We start from the raw sequence: 16,292 nt of genomic DNA on the forward strand, positions 1-16,292 counted from the left end.
TTCTCTGGTCAGAGTTCTCTGATCAGGTATCTCTGATCGGGCAGCACGTGGGACGGTACGGCGACGGGCCGGTGACCCCAGGGTCACCGGCCCGTCGCCGTACCGTTGCGTCAGCCGGTCACTGTCTGCGGTAGCTCGTGGTGGTCCCGTTGCCGGTGCCGCCGTTGAAGACGCCGCCCGAGAACCCGCCGTTCGTCGTGGTGCCGCCGCCCCCGGTGGTGGTGCCCCCGCCGGTCGTGCCGCCTCCCGTGGTGGTCCCGCCCCCGGTGGTGCCCCCGGTGCCGGTCCCGCCGGTCGTCGTACCGCCGTCGGCCGGCGTGCTCGGCTGGGTCGGGGTGCTGGGCTGCGAGGGGGTGCCGCCCGGCGTCGTACCGCCGCCGGTCGGGCCGGTGCTCGGCGTGGCGGTGTCCGTGGGGCCCGTGGACGCGCTGCCGCTCGGCGCGATGCTGGGCGGCGCGATCTCCTCGGCGCCGTCCTGGAGCTGGAGGTTGAAGTCCTTCACCGGCTCCCCCTTCAGCGCCGCCTTGGTGTAATCGGCCCAGATCTCCGTGGGCGCCCCGCCGCCGTTGATGCGCTCCAGGCCCATCACGCCGTAGAGCGACTTGTGCCGGGCGGTCACCGGGTCCTGGCCCATCACCGAGACCACCGTGGCGAGGTCGGGCGTGTACCCGGCGAACCAGGCCGCCGTGTCCAGCTCCGCGGTACCGGTCTTGCCGGCCGCCGGACGGCCCGCGGCCTGCGCGGCGATCGCGGTGCCGTTGTCGACGACGCTCTGGAGGACGGAGGTCGTGGTGTCGGCGGCCTCCCGGCTCACCGCCTGCTTGACCTTGGACGCGGGCAGCGGGACGTCCCTGGTGCCGTTCCTGGTGATCTTGTCGACCATCGTGTACGTGCCGTGCTCACCGTGGTTGGCGAGCGTCGCGTACGCCTCCGCCATGTCGAGCACGCTCGCGGTGGCCGTGCCGAGCGCGATCGACGGGTACGGCTGGAGGTCCTTGGTCCCGGCGGGGATGCCCAGGTCGACCGCGGTCTGCTTGACCTTCGACGGGCCCACGTCGACCGCCATCTGGGCGTACACCGAGTTGACCGACTTGTCGGTGGCCGTGCGCACGGTGATCTGGCCGTACGACTGCTGGTCCTCGTTCTCCGGCGCGTAGCCGCCGCCGCTCCAGCCCTGCACGGGGCGCTTGTTGGTGCCGTCGTAGTAGGTGTTCGGCGTGATGGCCTGCCCGGACTGGGTCGTCGAGCTGTTCTGCACCGCCGAGGTGAACACGAACGGCTTGAACGTGGAGCCGACCTGGAAGTCGCCGCGCGTCGCGTTGTTCGTGTACTGCTTCACGTAGTCGATGCCGCCGTACATGGCGACGACCTTGCCGGTCTTCGGGTCGACGGAGGCGCCGCCCGCCCGGACGTACGAGTCGACCTTGCGGTTCTTCTTGTCCAGCTTGGACATCAGCTTGTCGTTCACCGCCTTCACGAACGCGTCCTGCTTGTCCTTCTCCAGGGTCGTCGTGATGCGGTAGCCGCCCGCCGCGAGGGCGTCCGAGTCGAGGATCTTGTTGCTGGTCAGATAGTCCTTGATCGCGAGGACGAGGTACCCGCGCTGCCCCGACCAGCCGGTGGAGAGGGTCTGCTCCTTCGGCATCGGGAACTTCATCCCGGTCCGCTTCGACTCGCTCAGCCAGCCCTTGGTGACCATGCCGTCCAGCACGTAGTTCCAGCGGGCCATGGCCGCCGACTTGTTCTCCGGGTGCGCGACCACGTCGTACTCGCTGGGCGCGTTCACCAGCGCGGCGAGGTAGGCGGCGCGGGCCGGGTCGAGGGCGGTGGCGTCCATGCCGTAGTACGCCTGCGCGGCGGCCTGGATGCCGTAGGCGTTGCGGCCGAAGTAGCTGGTGTTCAGGTAGCCCTCGAGGATCTGGTCCTTCGACTTCTCGCGGTCCAGCTTGATCGAGATGAAGAACTCCTTCACCTTGCGGGTGACGGTCTGCTCCTGGGCGAGGTAGTAGTTCTTCACGTACTGCTGGGTGATCGTGGAGCCGGACTGCTTGCCCTTGCCCAGCGCGGTGTTCCACCCGGCGCGCAGCATCGCCTTCGGGTCGACGGCAGACTCGGTGTAGAAGTCCCGGTCCTCGGCGGCCAGCACGGCGTGCTGGGCGTCCTTGGAGACCTGCGCGAGCGAGACGTTCTCCCGGTTGATCTCACCGTCCCGGGCGATCTGGCTGCCGTCCGCGTACAGGTAGACGTTGGCCTGCTTCATCGCCAGCGCGTTGGCGGGCGGGATCTTGACCATCGAGTAGCCGAGGAAGAACAGCCCGAAGAGGAGCAGCACCCCGACGACCACGGTGACGAGCACCATCCGCCAGGTGGGGAGCAGCCGACGCCAGCCGGTGCGCTTGGGGCGCTTGGAGGCTTTGGCGTTCTTGCCGTCCGTGGCGGTCGCGGCGTCGGCGGCGTTCGCGGCGGTCGTGGCGCTGTCGGTGGTCTCCGTGCCGTTCGGAGGGGTGCCGTTGCCGGGCCGGGGGGTGGTGGGGACGGCCGGCAGGACGGTGGTGGGGGCCGCCGGGGATGCGGCCGCGGCGCCCGCGGCGGCCGCTGCTGAGCGCGCGGCGGCTGCGGCCGGGGTGGCGGCGCCGGCCGGGAGACGGCGGATCTGCTGGGTCTTGTGGTCCTGCGGCTCGTCCTGCTGCGGGTTCTGCTGATTCTGCCGGCGGTTCTTCCCGGTCGGCGGGGTGCGGCCGTTGTCGGGGATCTGGCGGATCTGGAGCGTCTCCGGGTTGTCCTGAGCGGCCGGGGACTGCCGCGCGGCGCCGGTTCGCGGAGCCTTGCGGGTGTCCTCGATCTTCCGGATCTGCAGGGTCTCAGGATTGTCCTGGCCCGCCTGGCCCGCCTGGCCCGCCTGGCTGCCCTGGCCCGCCCGGCTGCCCTGGCCCGCCCGGCCGCCGCCGGGTCCGGCCGGGGTGCCTCCGGACTGCCGGGCGTCACCCGCCGCGGGCTTCGGGGCCGGGGCCTGGGTCGGAGCCGGGGTGGGGGCCTTCGCCGCCCTCGGGGACCCGGGGCCCGCCGGGCCGGCGGGAGCCTCACGGCTCACCTCATCGCCGCCCCCGCCCGCACCCGTGTCCGCCGCACCGCCCCTGTTCCGGACGCCGCCCCCGCCCTCGCGCCGCCCGCGCTCCCCGCCCGAGTCCTCCGGCGTTCCCGTCTCCTCCGCCGCCTGCGGCTGTCTCGGTGCCGGACCCTCGGTCGGCTGCTGCGGCTGCGGCTCGTCGCTCATGTCGTGCACGGACTCCTGTTTCACCTCGTACGTTCCCGTACGATCTCGTAAGCCTTCTGCGCCCCCAGGTGAAGACTCTCCCACCAAGCGTTCCGTTCCCGGATTCCGGTGCGTGTCCGGGCGGAAAATGCGTGGCCCGCCGCGCCGCCCGGTACTAGGCTCCTGCGCTTCGGTGCCAATACGGCGGAAAGGCGGCAGGAGTGGGCGCGGGACGGTTGTACACGGCCGTCGCAGCAGGGGGTTTCAGACGGTACGCGACGTATCGGATGGCGACTGCGGCGGGGGTGTTCACGAACACTGTTTTCGGCCTCATCCTCGTCTACACCTATCTGGCGCTTTGGGACGTGAAGCCGCATCTGGGCGGCTACGACCAGGCCCAGGCCGTGACGTACGTCTGGCTGGGCCAGGCACTGCTGTCCACGCTGGCCATCGGGGGCGGCGGGGTGGAGGGCGAACTGATGGAGCGTATCCGGTCCGGGGACATCGCCGTCGACCTCTACCGCCCGGCCGATCTCCAGCTGTGGTGGCTGGCCGCCGACGTGGGACGGGCGATGTTCCAGCTGGTGGGCCGCGGCGTGGTGCCGTTCGTGTTCGGTTCGCTGTTCTTCCCGCACGCGCTGCCGACGGAGTTCGGTGTCTGGGCGGCCTTCCTGGTCGCGGTGGCGCTGGGCATGCTCGTCGGCTTCGGTATCCGGTTCCTGGTGGCGCTGAGCGCGTTCTGGCTGCTGGACGGGGACGGTGTGATGCAGATGGCGTGGATCCTCGGGTACTTCTTCTCCGGGATGCTGCTGCCGCTGAACGTGTTCCCGGGGGTGTTCGGTGAGATCGCCCGGGTCCTGCCGTGGTCGTCGCTGTTGCAGGCGCCCGCCGACGTCCTGCTCGGCCGCGGCGACCCGTGGGGCACCCTCGCCCTCCAGGGCGTGTGGGCGGTGGTGCTGCTGGGACTCGGCCGGGTGGTGCAGGCGGCGGCGACCCGGCGGGTGGTGGTGCAGGGTGGCTGATACGAGCCGTGTCCTCACGGGACTGCGCACCTACCGGCTGATCGCCGCGATGTGGATCCGCTCCACGATGGCGTACCGGGCGTCCTTCGCCATGACCACCGTCGGGAACTTCGTCGCGACCATCCTCGACTTCGTGGCGATCCTGCTGATGTTCTCCCGGGTGGACGCGCTCGGCGGCTGGTCGCTGCCCCAGGTCGCCTTCCTCTACGGTTTGGCGAGCATGGCGTTCGGGGTCGCGGACCTGGCGATCGGCTCGATGGAACGCCTCGGCCGGCGGGTGCGCGACGGCACGCTGGACATGCTGCTGGTGCGCCCGGCGCCGGTGCTCGCGCAGATCGCGGCGGACCGCTTCGCGCTGAAGCGCCTCGGCCGCATCGCGCAGGGCACGCTGGTGCTCGGCTACGCCCTCACCCGCCTCGACATCGACTGGACCCCGCTGAGACTGCTGCTGATGCCGGTGACGGTGGCGAGCGGCGGCGCGATCTTCTGCGCGGTGTTCGTGGCGGGCGCGGCGTTCCAGTTCGTGGCGCAGGACGCGGCGGAGGTGCAGAACGCGTTCACCTACGGCGGTACGACGCTGTTGCAGTACCCGCCGACGGTGTTCGCGCGGGAACTGGTGCGCGGGGTGACGTACGTCCTGCCGCTCGCCTTCGTCAACTGGCTGCCCGCGACCTATGTGCTGGGGCTGCCGTATCCGCTGGGTCTGCCGCACTGGACGGCGTTCCTGTCGCCCCTGGTGGCGGTGGGGTGCTGCGCGCTGGCCGGACTGGCGTGGCGGACGGGCCTGCGTTCGTACCGGAGCACGGGGAGCTGAGAATGCAACTGCTGGACACGGACGGCGACTTCGTGACGCCTGCCGACGGATTCATCGAACTCGACGGTGTCGAGAAGGTCTTCGAGGTGCGCCGCAGGACGGGCCCGCTGCGGCGGGAGCGGCGCGAGGTGCGGGCGGTCGACGGGCTGTCGTTCCGGGTGGCGCGCGGCGAGATGGTCGGCTACATCGGTCCGAACGGCGCGGGCAAGTCGACGACGATCAAGATGCTGACGGGCATCCTCACCCCCAGCGGCGGCCGGCTGCGGGTCGCGGGTCTGGACCCCTCCCGTGAACGGACCCGCCTGGCGCACCGCATAGGGGTGGTGTTCGGGCAGCGCACGACGCTGTGGTGGGACCTTCCCCTGATCGACTCGTACCGGCTGATGCACCGCATGTACCGCATCCCGGACGCCCGTTACCGCGAGAACCTGGACCGTCTCGTGCAACTCCTCGAACTGACCGACCTGCTGGACGTCCCCGTACGCCAGCTGTCGCTCGGTCAGCGGATGCGCGGCGACATCGCGGCGGCCCTGCTGCACGACCCGGAGATCCTCTATCTCGACGAGCCGACGATCGGCCTGGACGTCGTCTCCAAGGCGAAGGTACGGGAGTTCCTGCGCGACCTGAACGCCGAACGCGCCACGACCGTGCTGCTGACCACGCACGACCTCCAGGACATCGAGCAGTTGTGCTCCCGCGTGATGGTCATCGACCACGGCCGCCTGATGTACGACGGCCCGCTCGCCGGGCTGCACGAGGCGGGGGACAGCGAACGGACCCTGGTGGTCGACCTGGAGCGGGAGTTGCCCCCGGTGGAGGTGCCCGGGGCGAGGGTGGTGCGGGTGGAGGGTCCGCGGCAGTGGCTGGCGTTCCCGGCGGGGGAGTCGGCGGCGCCGCTGGTGGCCCGGATCGCGGCCGGATACCCGCTGGTCGACCTTTCGGTGCGGGAACCCGACATCGAGGCGGTCATCGCCAAGATGTACGCGGGTAGGGCGGTCTCGTAGGCTGCTGTCCATGACCGACGACGCAGTCCCGGACCGCCCGGACCGCCCGGATCTCCCCGACCCCACGGACCGGCCCTCCCCGCCTCAGCCGCCCTCCCCGCCGCGGTCCGAGCAGCAGCCGCAGCCGCAGTCCGAGCCGCAGCCCGGGCCTCAGTCCCAGCCCCGCCCGGCGGACCCGCTGCACCCGGCGGAGCTGCGCGCCTCCGACGCCGACCGTGAGCGGGTCGCCGAGGTCCTGCGGGACGCCCTCGCGGAGGGCCGCCTCGACATGGCGGAGTTCGAGGAGCGGCTGGAGACGACGTACGGCGCGCGGACCTATGCGGAGCTGGCGCCGATCACCCGCGACCTGCCGGCCCCCGGTGTGACACCCCCGTCCCCGGTGGCTCCCACGTCCCCCGTGTCGTTCACCAAGGAGCCGGTGGACGACGGGACTTGGGCGAGCCGGATCGTGGGCGGCGAGGGATCGGGCAACTGGGCCGTGGCCGTCATGTCCGGGTTCGAGCGCAGGGGCCGCTGGACCGTGCCGAGGCGCTTCAACTGCCTCGCCTTCTGGGGCGGCGGGGAACTCGACCTGCGCGAGGCGAACTTCGCGGACCGCGAGGTCGAGATCAACTGCGTCGCGATCATGGGCGGGGTGAATGTGATCGTGCCGCCGGGCGTGGAGGTCGTGGTGCGGGGCTTCGGCCTGATGGGCGGCTTCGACCACCGGGAGCAGGGCGAGCCGGGCGCGCCGGGCGCACCCCGCGTGATCGTCACCGGCTTCGCGCTGATGGGCGGCGTCGGGGTGGAGCGCAAGGTCACCCGGGCCGAGCGGCAGCGGCTGAAGGAGGAGCGGCGCCGCGAGAAGCTGGAGCGCAGGCAGGGCCGCCGTGAGCTGGGCCCCGCCGGGCGGGGCGACCGGCGCGAGGTGTGGGACGAGCACCTGGACATGATGGACGAGCACCTCGAGCAGCGGCGCGAGCAGATGGAGGAACGGCGCGAACGCCAGGAGGAGCGCCGGGAACGGCACCGGGAGCGCCGCGAGCAGCGCCAGCGCCGCAGGTACGGGGACTACTGAACCGCCGGTGCGGGCCGGTACGTACCACCGGCCCTCGCCCCCGCCGGTACGCGCCGGGCCGGGCCCTACAGCTCGGTCTGCCCGGCGCCCTTCAGCTCCCGCAGGTCGAAGACGGCCGCCATCCTGGCGTACCCGAGGTCGCTGGGGTGGAGGTGGTCGCCGGAGTCGTAGTCGGGCAGCAGTTGGCGCGGGTCGTACGGGTCGCGGAGCGCCTTGTCGAAGTCGACGTACGCGTCGAAGACCCGGCCCGCCCGGATCTTGGCGTTGACCTGCTGCCGTACGGTGTCGCGGGCGGTGGTGCAGCGTAGGTGGCCCTTGCAGGGCATCAGGGTCGCGCCGATGACCTTGAGGCCGTGGGCGTGGGCCTGGCGGACCAGGGTGCGCAGTCCCGCCGTGACGTGCTGCGGGTCGGGGCGCCGCGGGCTGCTGAGGATGTCGTTGATGCCGAGGTCGATGACGACGACCTTGACGTTGGTGCGGGAGAGCGCGTCGCGTCCGAAGCGCAGGAGGGCGCTCTGGTTGTCGGCGGGCCGCCCCAGGCCGCTGCCGAAGACCTGGTTCCCGCTGATGCCCTCGTTGACGACGGAGTAGCGGGGGAGTTTCTCGCCGGAGGCGACCGCCTTGCGGAGCCGGGCGGCGAGGCGGTCGGTCCAGCGGTGGTTGGCGTTCTCGGTGGAGGTGATGCCGTCGGTGAGGGAGTCGCCGAGGGCGACGACGGTGCCGTCGGAGTCGCCGCTGAGCACGTCCACCGCCGTCAGATACCGCCAGTACACGACCTCTTCGGTGTACGGGGCGCCGGTCACGTCCTCGGCGCGGTCGCCCCGGGCGGAGTAGGAGACCTGGCGGGCGTGGGGATGGTAGGTGACGGGGCCGGAGGGGGTGGGGGAGTAGGTGGTGACGAGGAGGTCCGCGCCGTCGGTGACGTCGACGCGGACGGCGTCGCTCAGCACCTGGCCGCCCGGCCGTACGACGACGGAGGCACTGCCGCCGAAGGTGATCCTCCGCATGCTCCCGCTGACGGCTGCCGCGCCGTCGCCCGTGCGGTCGGTGGCGACGGCGAGGGTGGCGTGGGTGACGGTGAGCGGGGACTGGCCGTAGAGGTTGGACAGCGTGATCCGGGCGCTGGTGCCGGAGGCGGTCGCGTGGACGACGTTGCGCAGGGAGCGGTTCGCGAGGGCGCCGGTCTCGGTGCCGGGTTCGGCCCCGACCGGGGAGGCGGCCCAGGCGCCCACCCAGGTGCCGACGGAGGCGGGGGCGGCGGTGCTGTGCGGGGCGCGGGCGTCGGGCGCGGTACCGCGGTGCGCGGTGCCGTTGTCGGCGGCTGCACCGACGTATATGGCGGCTGATATCGCCACCGTGAGCGCGGTGAGCGCACTGAGCATGGCATAGCCATGAGGCCTGGTCATGCGGTGTTCTCCTCGGGCGACGGAAGCGCATGGCTCCCGTCTGATGATCTCATGATCCGTCTGGGGGTGCAGGCCCCCGCCGTGTCACCCGTCAGAGAGACGCCGGGAACTCCTGTTCCGTTCCGGGAGTCGGACAGGAAGGGACAATTGTGTGAGGGATCACGGGAACACGAGAACAAGAGCGACAAGGGACCACGGGGAGCGGAACGGGTGGAGCGGATGGCAGACACAGAGACCCAGACCCAGGCGGGGCCCGGGACGGAACCGAGTGCGAAGGCCGGTCCCCCGCCCGCCACGGCTGCCCCCACACACCGCACGATGACCGCCTTCACCCCCGCCGACGAGGAACGCCGACGCGGGGTGGTGCGCATGAAACTGACGGCCACCGGCCTCCTCCTCTTCGTCGCCGTGGTGTACGTCGTCGCGAAGTGGGCGGGGGACGCGGGGGCCGGAGCCTGGGCGGACTACGTCGCGGCGGCGGCCGAGGCGGGCATGGTCGGCGCGCTGGCCGACTGGTTCGCGGTGACGGCCCTGTTCCGTCACCCCCTGGGCCTGCCGATCCCGCACACCGCGATCATCCCCACGAAGAAGGACCAGCTCGGCGTCTCGCTGGGCGAGTTCGTGGGCGAGAACTTCCTCTCCGCCGACGTCGTACGGCAGCGGCTGCGCGCCGTGGGCATCGGCGGCAGACTCGGCGCCTGGCTGGCGGAGCCGGACCACGCGGACCGGGTCACGGCGGAACTGGCGGCGGCGACCCGCGGCGCGCTCACGGTCATGCGGGACTCCGACGTCCAGGCGGTCGTCGCGGAGGCGATCACCCGCAGGGCCGACACCCAGGAGATCGCGCCGGGGATAGGCAAGATGCTGGAGAGGATCGTCGCCGACGGCGGCCACCGACGCGCCGTGGACCTGGTGGTCACGCGGGCCCACGACTGGCTGATCAGGCACGACGCCCAGGTCATGGACGCGGTGCAGGGCGGCGCCCCCGGCTGGACCCCGCGCTTCGTGGACCGGAAGGTGGGGGAGCGCGTCTACAAGGAGCTGCTCCGCTTCGTGACCGAGATGCGCGACATGCCGTCCCACCCGGCCAGAGCCGCCCTGGACCGCTTCCTCACCGACTTCGCCTCCGACCTCCAGTCCGACACGGACACCAGGGCCAGGATCGAACGCCTGAAGACCGAGATCCTGGGCCGCTCCGAGGTCCAGGACCTGATCACCTCGGCATGGACGGCGATCCGCTCCATGATCGTCGCGGCGGCGGAGGACGAACGCAGCGAACTGCGCCTCCGTGTGCGGGCCTCCCTGCTCTCCCTCGGCGCCAGGATGAAGACGGACCCCAAGATCCGGACCAAGGTGGACGGCTGGCTGGAGAGCGCGGCGGAGTACGTGGTCACGACCTACCGCACCGAGATCACCTCCCTGATCACCGACACGGTCGCGAGCTGGGACGCGGACCACACCACCCGCAAGATCGAGGCCCACATCGGCCGTGACCTCCAGTTCATCAGGATCAACGGCACGGTGGTCGGCTCCCTGGCCGGCCTCCTGATCTTCACGGTGTCCCGAGCGGTGGGCGTATAGCCCCGCCGCGCAGCCGCGGGCGACTTCCCCCGCCACCCCGCCGCCCCGCAGACAGTCGGGCAGCCGGGCGCCCGACCCGACCTCAGGCGCCGGTGGTCGACCCCGGCCGTACGATCATCAGCACGGTCACCGAGGCCCACAGCAGGTTGAACACCCCGGTGAGCATGGCGAGGCGGACGGTGTCCTCCCGGGTCCCGCCACCTCCACCACTCCCGCCGCTCCCGCCACCGCCGTCCGCTTCCACGAACGCCCCCTGCCGGGGCAGGACGAACACGGCCAGCACCACAGCGGCAAGCGCCGTGAGCACGATCGACGCGATCAGCCAGGCATCCCCGAGCACCCCCATGCTGCCGGCGGTCCCGAACCCGAACACGGGGACGACGACGCCGACGACGGCGTAGACCTTGCATATCTGGTGCAGCAGTCGTACGGAGTGCGCGGCCCCGGGATCGCCGGGCGCGGCGAGGGCCCGCCGGGCGGCGGGCGGAAACATGCTGGCGGCGACGGTGACGGGCCCGACGGCGACGATGGCGGCCAGGACATGGACGGCGAGGAGGAACTTGGTCACGGAGGTGACCGTAGGCGCCGGGCGGACCGTGCAGAAGTGGCGGAACTGCCACCCCCCGACGGATTCCCGCCACGCCGCTGGGGCTAGCTTCTGCCCATGCACACCGTGGCGGTACTGGCACTGGACAAGGTCGTCCCCTTCGATCTGTCCGTCCCTGTGGACACCTTCGGCCGCACCCGCCTGCCGGACGGCGGCAAGGCGTACGACATCAGGGTCTGCGCCCCGCACCCGGAGCTGAGCGCGGGCGCCTTCACGCTGCGTGCCCCGTACGGCCTGGCGGAACTGCCGGCGGCGGACACGATCGTCGTACCCGGCACGGAGGACCCGGCGGCCCCGCTCCCGCCGGGTGTGGCGGACGCGCTCCGCGAGGCGGCGGCGAACGGGACCCGCATCGCGTCGATCTGCGTGGGAGCGTTCGTCCTCGCGGCGACGGGCCTGCTGGACGGCATGCGCGCGACGACCCACTGGGTGGCGGCCGAAGCCCTCGCGGCCCGCCACCCCCGCGTCACGGTCGACCCGAACGTCCTCTACGTCGACAACGGCAGCGTGCTGACCTCGGCGGGCGCCGCGGCGGGGCTGGACATGTGCCTGCACATGATCCGCAAGGACTACGGCTCGGAGGTCGCCGCGCACACCGCCCGCCTGTCGGTGATGCCGCTGGAACGGGAGGGCGGCCAGGCCCAGTTCATCGAGCACCCGCTGCCCCCGGCCCCCGCGGGCGCGACGCTGGAGCCCCTCCTCGACTGGCTGGGCGCACACTGCGACCGTGACCTGACCCTCGACGAGATCGCGGCCCGGGCGGGCATGAGCGCCCGCACCCTGAACCGCCGCTTCCGCGAACAGACCGGCACGACACCGCTCCAGTGGCTGCACCGGGCGAGGGTGCGCAGGGCGCAGCACCTGCTGGAGACGACGACGTACCCGGTGGAACGGATAGCGGCCCAGGCGGGCTTCGGCTCCCCGACGGCGTTCAGGGAACGCTTCCGCAGGGTGGTGGGCACGAGCCCGCACCTCTACCGCAAGTCGTTCCGGCCCCGCTGACCGCCAGGCCGGGACCGCCGTCACCCCTGCCGCTGCCGCCGGTCGACGAGGGCCCAGGAGGCCAGACCGACCCCGGCGGCGACGCCGAACACGGACGGCCAGGCGCCGACCCTCCTGGCGAGCGGATGCGACCCGGCGAAGGCCCCCAGATACGCGGCGGACAGCACACCGGCGGCGAGATCACCCCCGCGCGCCCGCCACTGCCGCCCGGCGACGATCCCCGCACCGGCCAGCACGACCCCGCCGAGGGCCCGCTGCCCGCTCCACCGGGCGACGCCGTACCCGCCGACGAGCCCACCGGCGGCGATCAGGGAACTGGGCACCGCAACCTTCTTGACCATGCCAGGAGGCTAACTCCCACCTGCCCCGCCCGCTGAAGTTGAGTCGTAGCTTGTCAATTTTCCTCTCCAGAGCTATACAAGAAGTCGTAGGGCATCGCACTGCAGATGACGTGAAAGGAAGTGACCCGTGATGCTCATGCGCACCGACCCGTTCCGTGAGTTCGACCGGCTCGCGCAGCAGGTGATGGGCGCCGCACGCCCGGCCGCGATGATGATGGACGCCTACCGCGCAGGCGACGACTTCATCGTCCATTTCGACCTCCCCGGCATCGACCCGGAGACGATCGACCTGGACGTCGAGCGCAACGTCCTGAACGTCCACGCCGAGCGCCGCAACCCCGCCCCGAAGGACGCGGAGATGATCGTGGCGGAGCGCCCGACGGGCGTCTTCAGCCGGCAGCTCTTCCTCGGCGACACGCTCGACACGGAGCGCATCGACGCGTCGTACGAGGCGGGCGTCCTGACGCTGCGCATCCCGGTGGCCGAGCAGGCCAAGCCCCGCAAGATCCAGATCACCGGCGGCACCGACCGCAGGCAGATCAGCTGACCCGTTCCGAAACCCCCGCGACAGACGTCCCGCGGACCGTGTCCATACAGCGGTCCGCGGGACGCGCCATGCTTGCCCCGCCACGCAAGAAGAGGACGAGGACGAGTACGAGGACGGGAAGCATGCCCGACGGACCCCCCGAACACCGCCCCGCAGCCGCAGCCGCAGCCGCAGCCGCAGCCGCAGCCGCAGCCGCAGCCGCAGCCGCAGCCGCAGCCGCAGCCGCAGCGGGAGCCGGAGACCCGCTCCCCGCCGACCCGGACCTGGCCCGAGCCCTCGCGGTGGCCGAGGAGTTGGCGGAGTGGGCGACGGCCCGCATCCGCCTCCCCCGGAGCCGGCAGAGCCAGGGGACGGTACGCGAGAAGGCGAGCCCGGCGGACATCGTCACGGAGACGGACGAGGCGGTCGAGTCCCACGTCCGAGCCGCCCTCGCCACCGCCTTCCCGACCCACGGCATCGAGGGCGAGGAGTACGGAACGAAGGCCCCGGCCACCCCGGACGCCCCGCACTGGGTGATCGACCCGGTGGACGGCACGACGAACTACGCGCACGGAATCGGCTGGTGCTCCTTCTCCCTGGGCCTGGTGGCGGCGGACGGCACCCCGCTCCTCGGCCTGGTGGCGGACCCCTGGCGCCACGAGACCTTCACGGCCACCCGGGGCGGCGGCGCCCACCTGAACGGCACCCCCATCCACGCCGCGGACCACACCACCCTCACCGGCCACGTCTTCCTCACCGAATGGGCGGCCCACGCCCACTGGCCCGGCCTGGACCAGTTGATGACCCGCCTCGCGGCCCGCCACTGCACCACCCGGGTGATGGGCTCCACAGCCCTCTCCCTCACCCAGGTGGCGGCGGGCCGGGCCACAGCGGCGGCGATCGGCGAGTTCCACGCGGTCGACGGCCTCCCGGCGTACCTGATCGCGCTGGAAGCGGGAGCGGTGGCCACACCCCGGTTCCCCCGCTACGACGCCCCGTTCCTCCTGGCGGCACCAGGAGTGGCGGACGAGATGGGGGAGTTGTGGCGGCAGGCCGGCCTGTAGCTCAGCCGCCGAGCCCGAGCACGGGCCCGACGCCGTAGAGAGCGGGAAGATCGACCAACAGCAGATCCCGTCGCCGCGCGGCGAGCCGCACGACGTCCGGGTAGAACCCGTGCAGCGAGAACAGGACGAGGACGGTGCCGGAAGTCCCGTAACCCTGCGCGCCGAGCAACTCGCGGATGTGCTCCAGCCGTTCGAGGTCCCCCGTCCCCCGGCGGGCGAGGGTCGCCTTGGCCTCCCCGAGCAGAGCGATCCGCGCCCGCGGAGCCTGCGGCCGCTCACCGAGGGCGAGGGCGAGGACGTCGACCTCGTGCTTGGTCCGGGCGGCGGGATCCGGGACTTCGGTGGTACCGACGGGCCCCGGGAGCCCGTCGGGCAGTACGGCATGCGCGTACCGGAGAGCCCAGATCCTGGCCAGCTCCTCGAAATGAGGCCCGAGGATCTTGGAGCTGAAAGTGGGCGCGGAGGCACGCCATGCCTGCTCGGCGAACCCCTGCTCGATGGTGTCGGCCTGCGGAAGGGTGATGAGCTGATTGAAACGGATGACGGGATCGGTGAGCGTGATCACGGGATGACGGGCCCGGAGAACATCCTGCTCCCGCCGCACATACCCCGTGGACTCCAGCACATCGAGCGGATGACTGACGGCGTTGCGCTGCCGGGCGAGGGCGGAGCCGATCTTGGTCGGGGTGGAGGCGCCCTGGGCGATGGCGGTGAGGATGTCGTAGTAGAGGGTGTGCTGAACGATCCGCGGGTCCTCACGCAGCAGAGATCCGGTCTCGATACGTGAGTGGACGGTGCGCCCGGGGTCGAGCACGGTACCGGTGATCCACCGGGAGAAGCCGTCGCCACCGGGCGCGGGCCGGGAGGCGATGGACCGGTACCCGGGCGCGCCCCCGAGGACCGCATGAACGCGCAGCGCGGTGCAGGGGTCCTCGATCTCCCAGAACGTACGGCTGGCGCGGTAGTCGAAGGGCGCGAGCCGCAGATCGACGACGGCCCGCCCGCGAAGTGGTGCGGCACCGGAGAGCAGTTGGTGCATGACTCCCATGGCTGACCCGCAGAGGATGACCCGGCCCCCGTTGCCGGTGCTGCCGCGCTGCCGCTCGTCGTAGATCTGCTGGAGGACACCAGGCACTTCGGGGGAATGTTGGAGCAGGTGAGGCAGTTCGTCGATGACGAGAAGCGGTGTCACGGCCCGGCGAGCCACGACATCGAGCGCGTTGTTCAGCACCTGGTACCAGTTGGTGAGCCGCAACACCCCCGGTCGCAGCCCGGCGTGGGCGGCGATCGCGTCGGAGAACCGCTGAAGCGCGGCAAGCCGCCCCTCCTCCCGGACGACGGTGACGTACAGCCCGCCGACGGCCTCGGTGAGGGCCCGCAGCAGATACGACTTCCCGTGCCGCCGCCGCCCGGACACCACACCGAGCCGCAGGGCCGGAGCCGGGTCACGGACGAAGTCCGCGAGCAATCGCCACTCGCGCTCGCGGCCGACGACACCAGGAGGTCGGGACAGCACATCGGCCATGAGGGGCTCCAGGGTCTCCAGGACGTACGAGGTGCCGGAAGAAGGCAGGAAGCCTGATGGGCACCCGAACCACACCCGGCAGAGCTCCTTTCAATAGCGGACAGGATCAGTCCTATACAACCCGGAGACTCCTTCCACCGGCGGCCACAGGGGCTGCCCGTCCGTAAGGAGCCGCGCGTGTTCTCCGTCCTCGCCGACATCAACTGGCTGGCCCTGGCGATCGCAGTGGTCGCGTCGTTCGTGATCGCAGGAGTGTGGTTCGCCGTGGTGATCACGAAGCCCTACGCCGTGGCCCTCGGCCGGGAAGGCGCACCGGCCCCCGCGCAGACCCCGGTCACGATGCTGGGCCCGCTGCTGTGCATCCTGGTCACGGCGCTGACGAGCGCGGTCCTGATAGAGGCACTGGACATCACGAGCACGGGCGACGCCATCGCCTTCGGACTGATAGTCGGAGTCGGCTACCTGACGGCGATGACGTTCCAGATAGCCATCAACCCCAACTTCCCCCGCCCGCTGTACTACGGCGCCCTGAACGCCCCGTACTTCGTGGCCACGAGCGTACTGACCAGCGTCGTACTGGTCGCGATGCGCTAGCGCGAACGGCGGCGGGTACCGCCGCCGCGCCGGCCTCGGTGGCCGCGGTCAGGACAGCACTAGTACGGCACCGGCGGCGGCCATGAGCGCGGCGGTGCCGCCGTGGATGCCGTAGTACGCCGTGGCGGGTCCGCCGCTGAACTTGGTGATGAGCGCGTCGCCGAGCGCCGTCAGCGAGCCGGCCAGCATCATCCAGCCGCGCAGGTGGCTTCCGGCGCCGAGCAGCACGATCAGCAGGAAGAGCCCGGAGCAGATGTCGCGGACGCCCTTGACGGACAGCCATGCGCGCGAGCCGCGGTCGGTCGTGCCGGTGCCGGGGAGCCCGAAACCTGCCGCGGCCTGCTGCGGGGCCCACAGGAAGCGGGCGCCGATGAAGATGATCCCGACGGCGATCGCCCAGGTGACGGCGGTGGCGGTGGTGGTGACGGCGGTAGGCATGACGGTCCTCTCCTCTGCCTGCGGCACCGACACATTGCCGAGCGCCGCTCATTCTTCT

At 71.6% G+C, this 16,292-nt stretch carries 15 protein-coding genes; 9 read left to right on the plus strand and 6 right to left on the minus strand.

Features of this window, described 5'->3' with window-relative positions:
- Positions 1–118: 118 nt before the first annotated feature.
- On the minus strand, positions 119–2,851 hold the full coding sequence (locus ABZ862_RS26575) for a transglycosylase domain-containing protein (RefSeq protein ID WP_360962875.1): 2,733 nt from the start codon (positions 2,849–2,851) through the stop codon (positions 119–121).
- 623 nt (positions 2,852–3,474) lie between these two features.
- Between ABZ862_RS26575 and ABZ862_RS26580 the strand changes: the two genes are divergently transcribed.
- Genes ABZ862_RS26580 through ABZ862_RS26595 form a run of 4 tightly spaced genes read left to right on the plus strand, consistent with a single transcriptional unit; the run spans position 3,475 to position 7,150 of the window.
- Positions 3,475–4,275, plus strand: coding sequence for an ABC-2 family transporter protein (locus ABZ862_RS26580; RefSeq protein ID WP_360962777.1), 801 nt, complete (start codon positions 3,475–3,477; stop codon positions 4,273–4,275).
- Positions 4,268–5,089: an ABC transporter permease gene (locus ABZ862_RS26585; protein WP_360962780.1), complete on the plus strand. Its 822-nt coding sequence runs from the start codon at positions 4,268–4,270 to the stop codon at positions 5,087–5,089. Before ABZ862_RS26580 ends, ABZ862_RS26585 begins: the two co-directional genes overlap by 8 nt.
- A 2-nt stretch (positions 5,090–5,091) precedes the next feature.
- Positions 5,092–6,093 (plus strand): ATP-binding cassette domain-containing protein, encoded by a 1,002-nt coding sequence (locus tag ABZ862_RS26590; RefSeq protein ID WP_360962783.1) that lies wholly within the window; start codon positions 5,092–5,094, stop codon positions 6,091–6,093.
- A 10-nt stretch (positions 6,094–6,103) separates the two neighbouring features.
- The gene (locus ABZ862_RS26595; RefSeq protein WP_360962785.1) at positions 6,104–7,150 is read left to right on the plus strand and encodes a DUF1707 domain-containing protein; all 1,047 of its coding nucleotides are present in this window, start codon (positions 6,104–6,106) and stop codon (positions 7,148–7,150) included.
- 65 nt (positions 7,151–7,215) lie between these two features.
- On the opposite strand, the gene ABZ862_RS26600 is transcribed toward ABZ862_RS26595, so the two are convergent.
- Positions 7,216–8,556: an SGNH/GDSL hydrolase family protein gene (locus ABZ862_RS26600; RefSeq protein WP_360962788.1), complete on the minus strand. Its 1,341-nt coding sequence runs from the start codon at positions 8,554–8,556 to the stop codon at positions 7,216–7,218.
- A gap of 318 nt (positions 8,557–8,874) precedes the next feature.
- On the opposite strand from ABZ862_RS26600, the gene ABZ862_RS26605 reads away from it, so the two are divergent.
- Positions 8,875–10,137, plus strand: coding sequence for a DUF445 domain-containing protein (locus ABZ862_RS26605; protein ID WP_360962791.1), 1,263 nt, complete (start codon positions 8,875–8,877; stop codon positions 10,135–10,137).
- A gap of 82 nt (positions 10,138–10,219) precedes the next feature.
- Here ABZ862_RS26605 and ABZ862_RS26610 read toward each other — a convergent pair whose 3' ends face one another.
- The gene (locus ABZ862_RS26610; RefSeq protein WP_360962794.1) at positions 10,220–10,705 is read right to left on the minus strand and encodes a hypothetical protein; all 486 of its coding nucleotides are present in this window, start codon (positions 10,703–10,705) and stop codon (positions 10,220–10,222) included.
- Between the two features lie 96 nt (positions 10,706–10,801).
- On the opposite strand from ABZ862_RS26610, the gene ABZ862_RS26615 reads away from it, so the two are divergent.
- Entirely contained in the window at positions 10,802–11,746 is a 945-nt protein-coding gene (locus ABZ862_RS26615; protein ID WP_360962797.1) for a helix-turn-helix domain-containing protein, read from the plus strand.
- A 20-nt stretch (positions 11,747–11,766) separates the two neighbouring features.
- Here ABZ862_RS26615 and ABZ862_RS26620 read toward each other — a convergent pair whose 3' ends face one another.
- Positions 11,767–12,087 (minus strand): hypothetical protein, encoded by a 321-nt coding sequence (locus ABZ862_RS26620; RefSeq protein ID WP_360962800.1) that lies wholly within the window; start codon positions 12,085–12,087, stop codon positions 11,767–11,769.
- A gap of 130 nt (positions 12,088–12,217) precedes the next feature.
- Between ABZ862_RS26620 and ABZ862_RS26625 the strand changes: the two genes are divergently transcribed.
- Both ABZ862_RS26625 and ABZ862_RS26630 read left to right on the plus strand, forming a co-directional pair.
- On the plus strand, positions 12,218–12,634 hold the full coding sequence (locus tag ABZ862_RS26625) for an Hsp20/alpha crystallin family protein (protein WP_360962877.1): 417 nt from the start codon (positions 12,218–12,220) through the stop codon (positions 12,632–12,634).
- Positions 12,635–12,756: 122 nt separating this feature from the next.
- Positions 12,757–13,677, plus strand: coding sequence for an inositol monophosphatase family protein (locus ABZ862_RS26630; RefSeq protein WP_360962803.1), 921 nt, complete (start codon positions 12,757–12,759; stop codon positions 13,675–13,677).
- Between the two features lies 1 nt (position 13,678).
- On the opposite strand, the gene ABZ862_RS26635 is transcribed toward ABZ862_RS26630, so the two are convergent.
- Positions 13,679–15,202 (minus strand): ATP-binding protein, encoded by a 1,524-nt coding sequence (locus tag ABZ862_RS26635; protein ID WP_360962806.1) that lies wholly within the window; start codon positions 15,200–15,202, stop codon positions 13,679–13,681.
- Positions 15,203–15,379: 177 nt separating this feature from the next.
- Here ABZ862_RS26635 and ABZ862_RS26640 point away from each other — a divergent pair, with 177 nt between their 5' ends.
- Complete coding sequence (locus ABZ862_RS26640) at positions 15,380–15,796, plus strand: DUF1761 domain-containing protein (protein WP_360962809.1); 417 nt, start codon at positions 15,380–15,382, stop codon at positions 15,794–15,796.
- A 48-nt stretch (positions 15,797–15,844) separates the two neighbouring features.
- Here the strand turns inward: ABZ862_RS26640 and ABZ862_RS26645 are convergent, their stop codons facing one another.
- Positions 15,845–16,234 (minus strand): DUF4267 domain-containing protein, encoded by a 390-nt coding sequence (locus ABZ862_RS26645; protein ID WP_360962812.1) that lies wholly within the window; start codon positions 16,232–16,234, stop codon positions 15,845–15,847.
- Between the last annotated feature and the right edge of the window lie 58 nt (positions 16,235–16,292).

Source organism: Streptomyces sp. NPDC047000 (assembly GCF_040644295.1).
Lineage (GTDB): Bacteria > Actinomycetota > Actinomycetes > Streptomycetales > Streptomycetaceae > Streptomyces.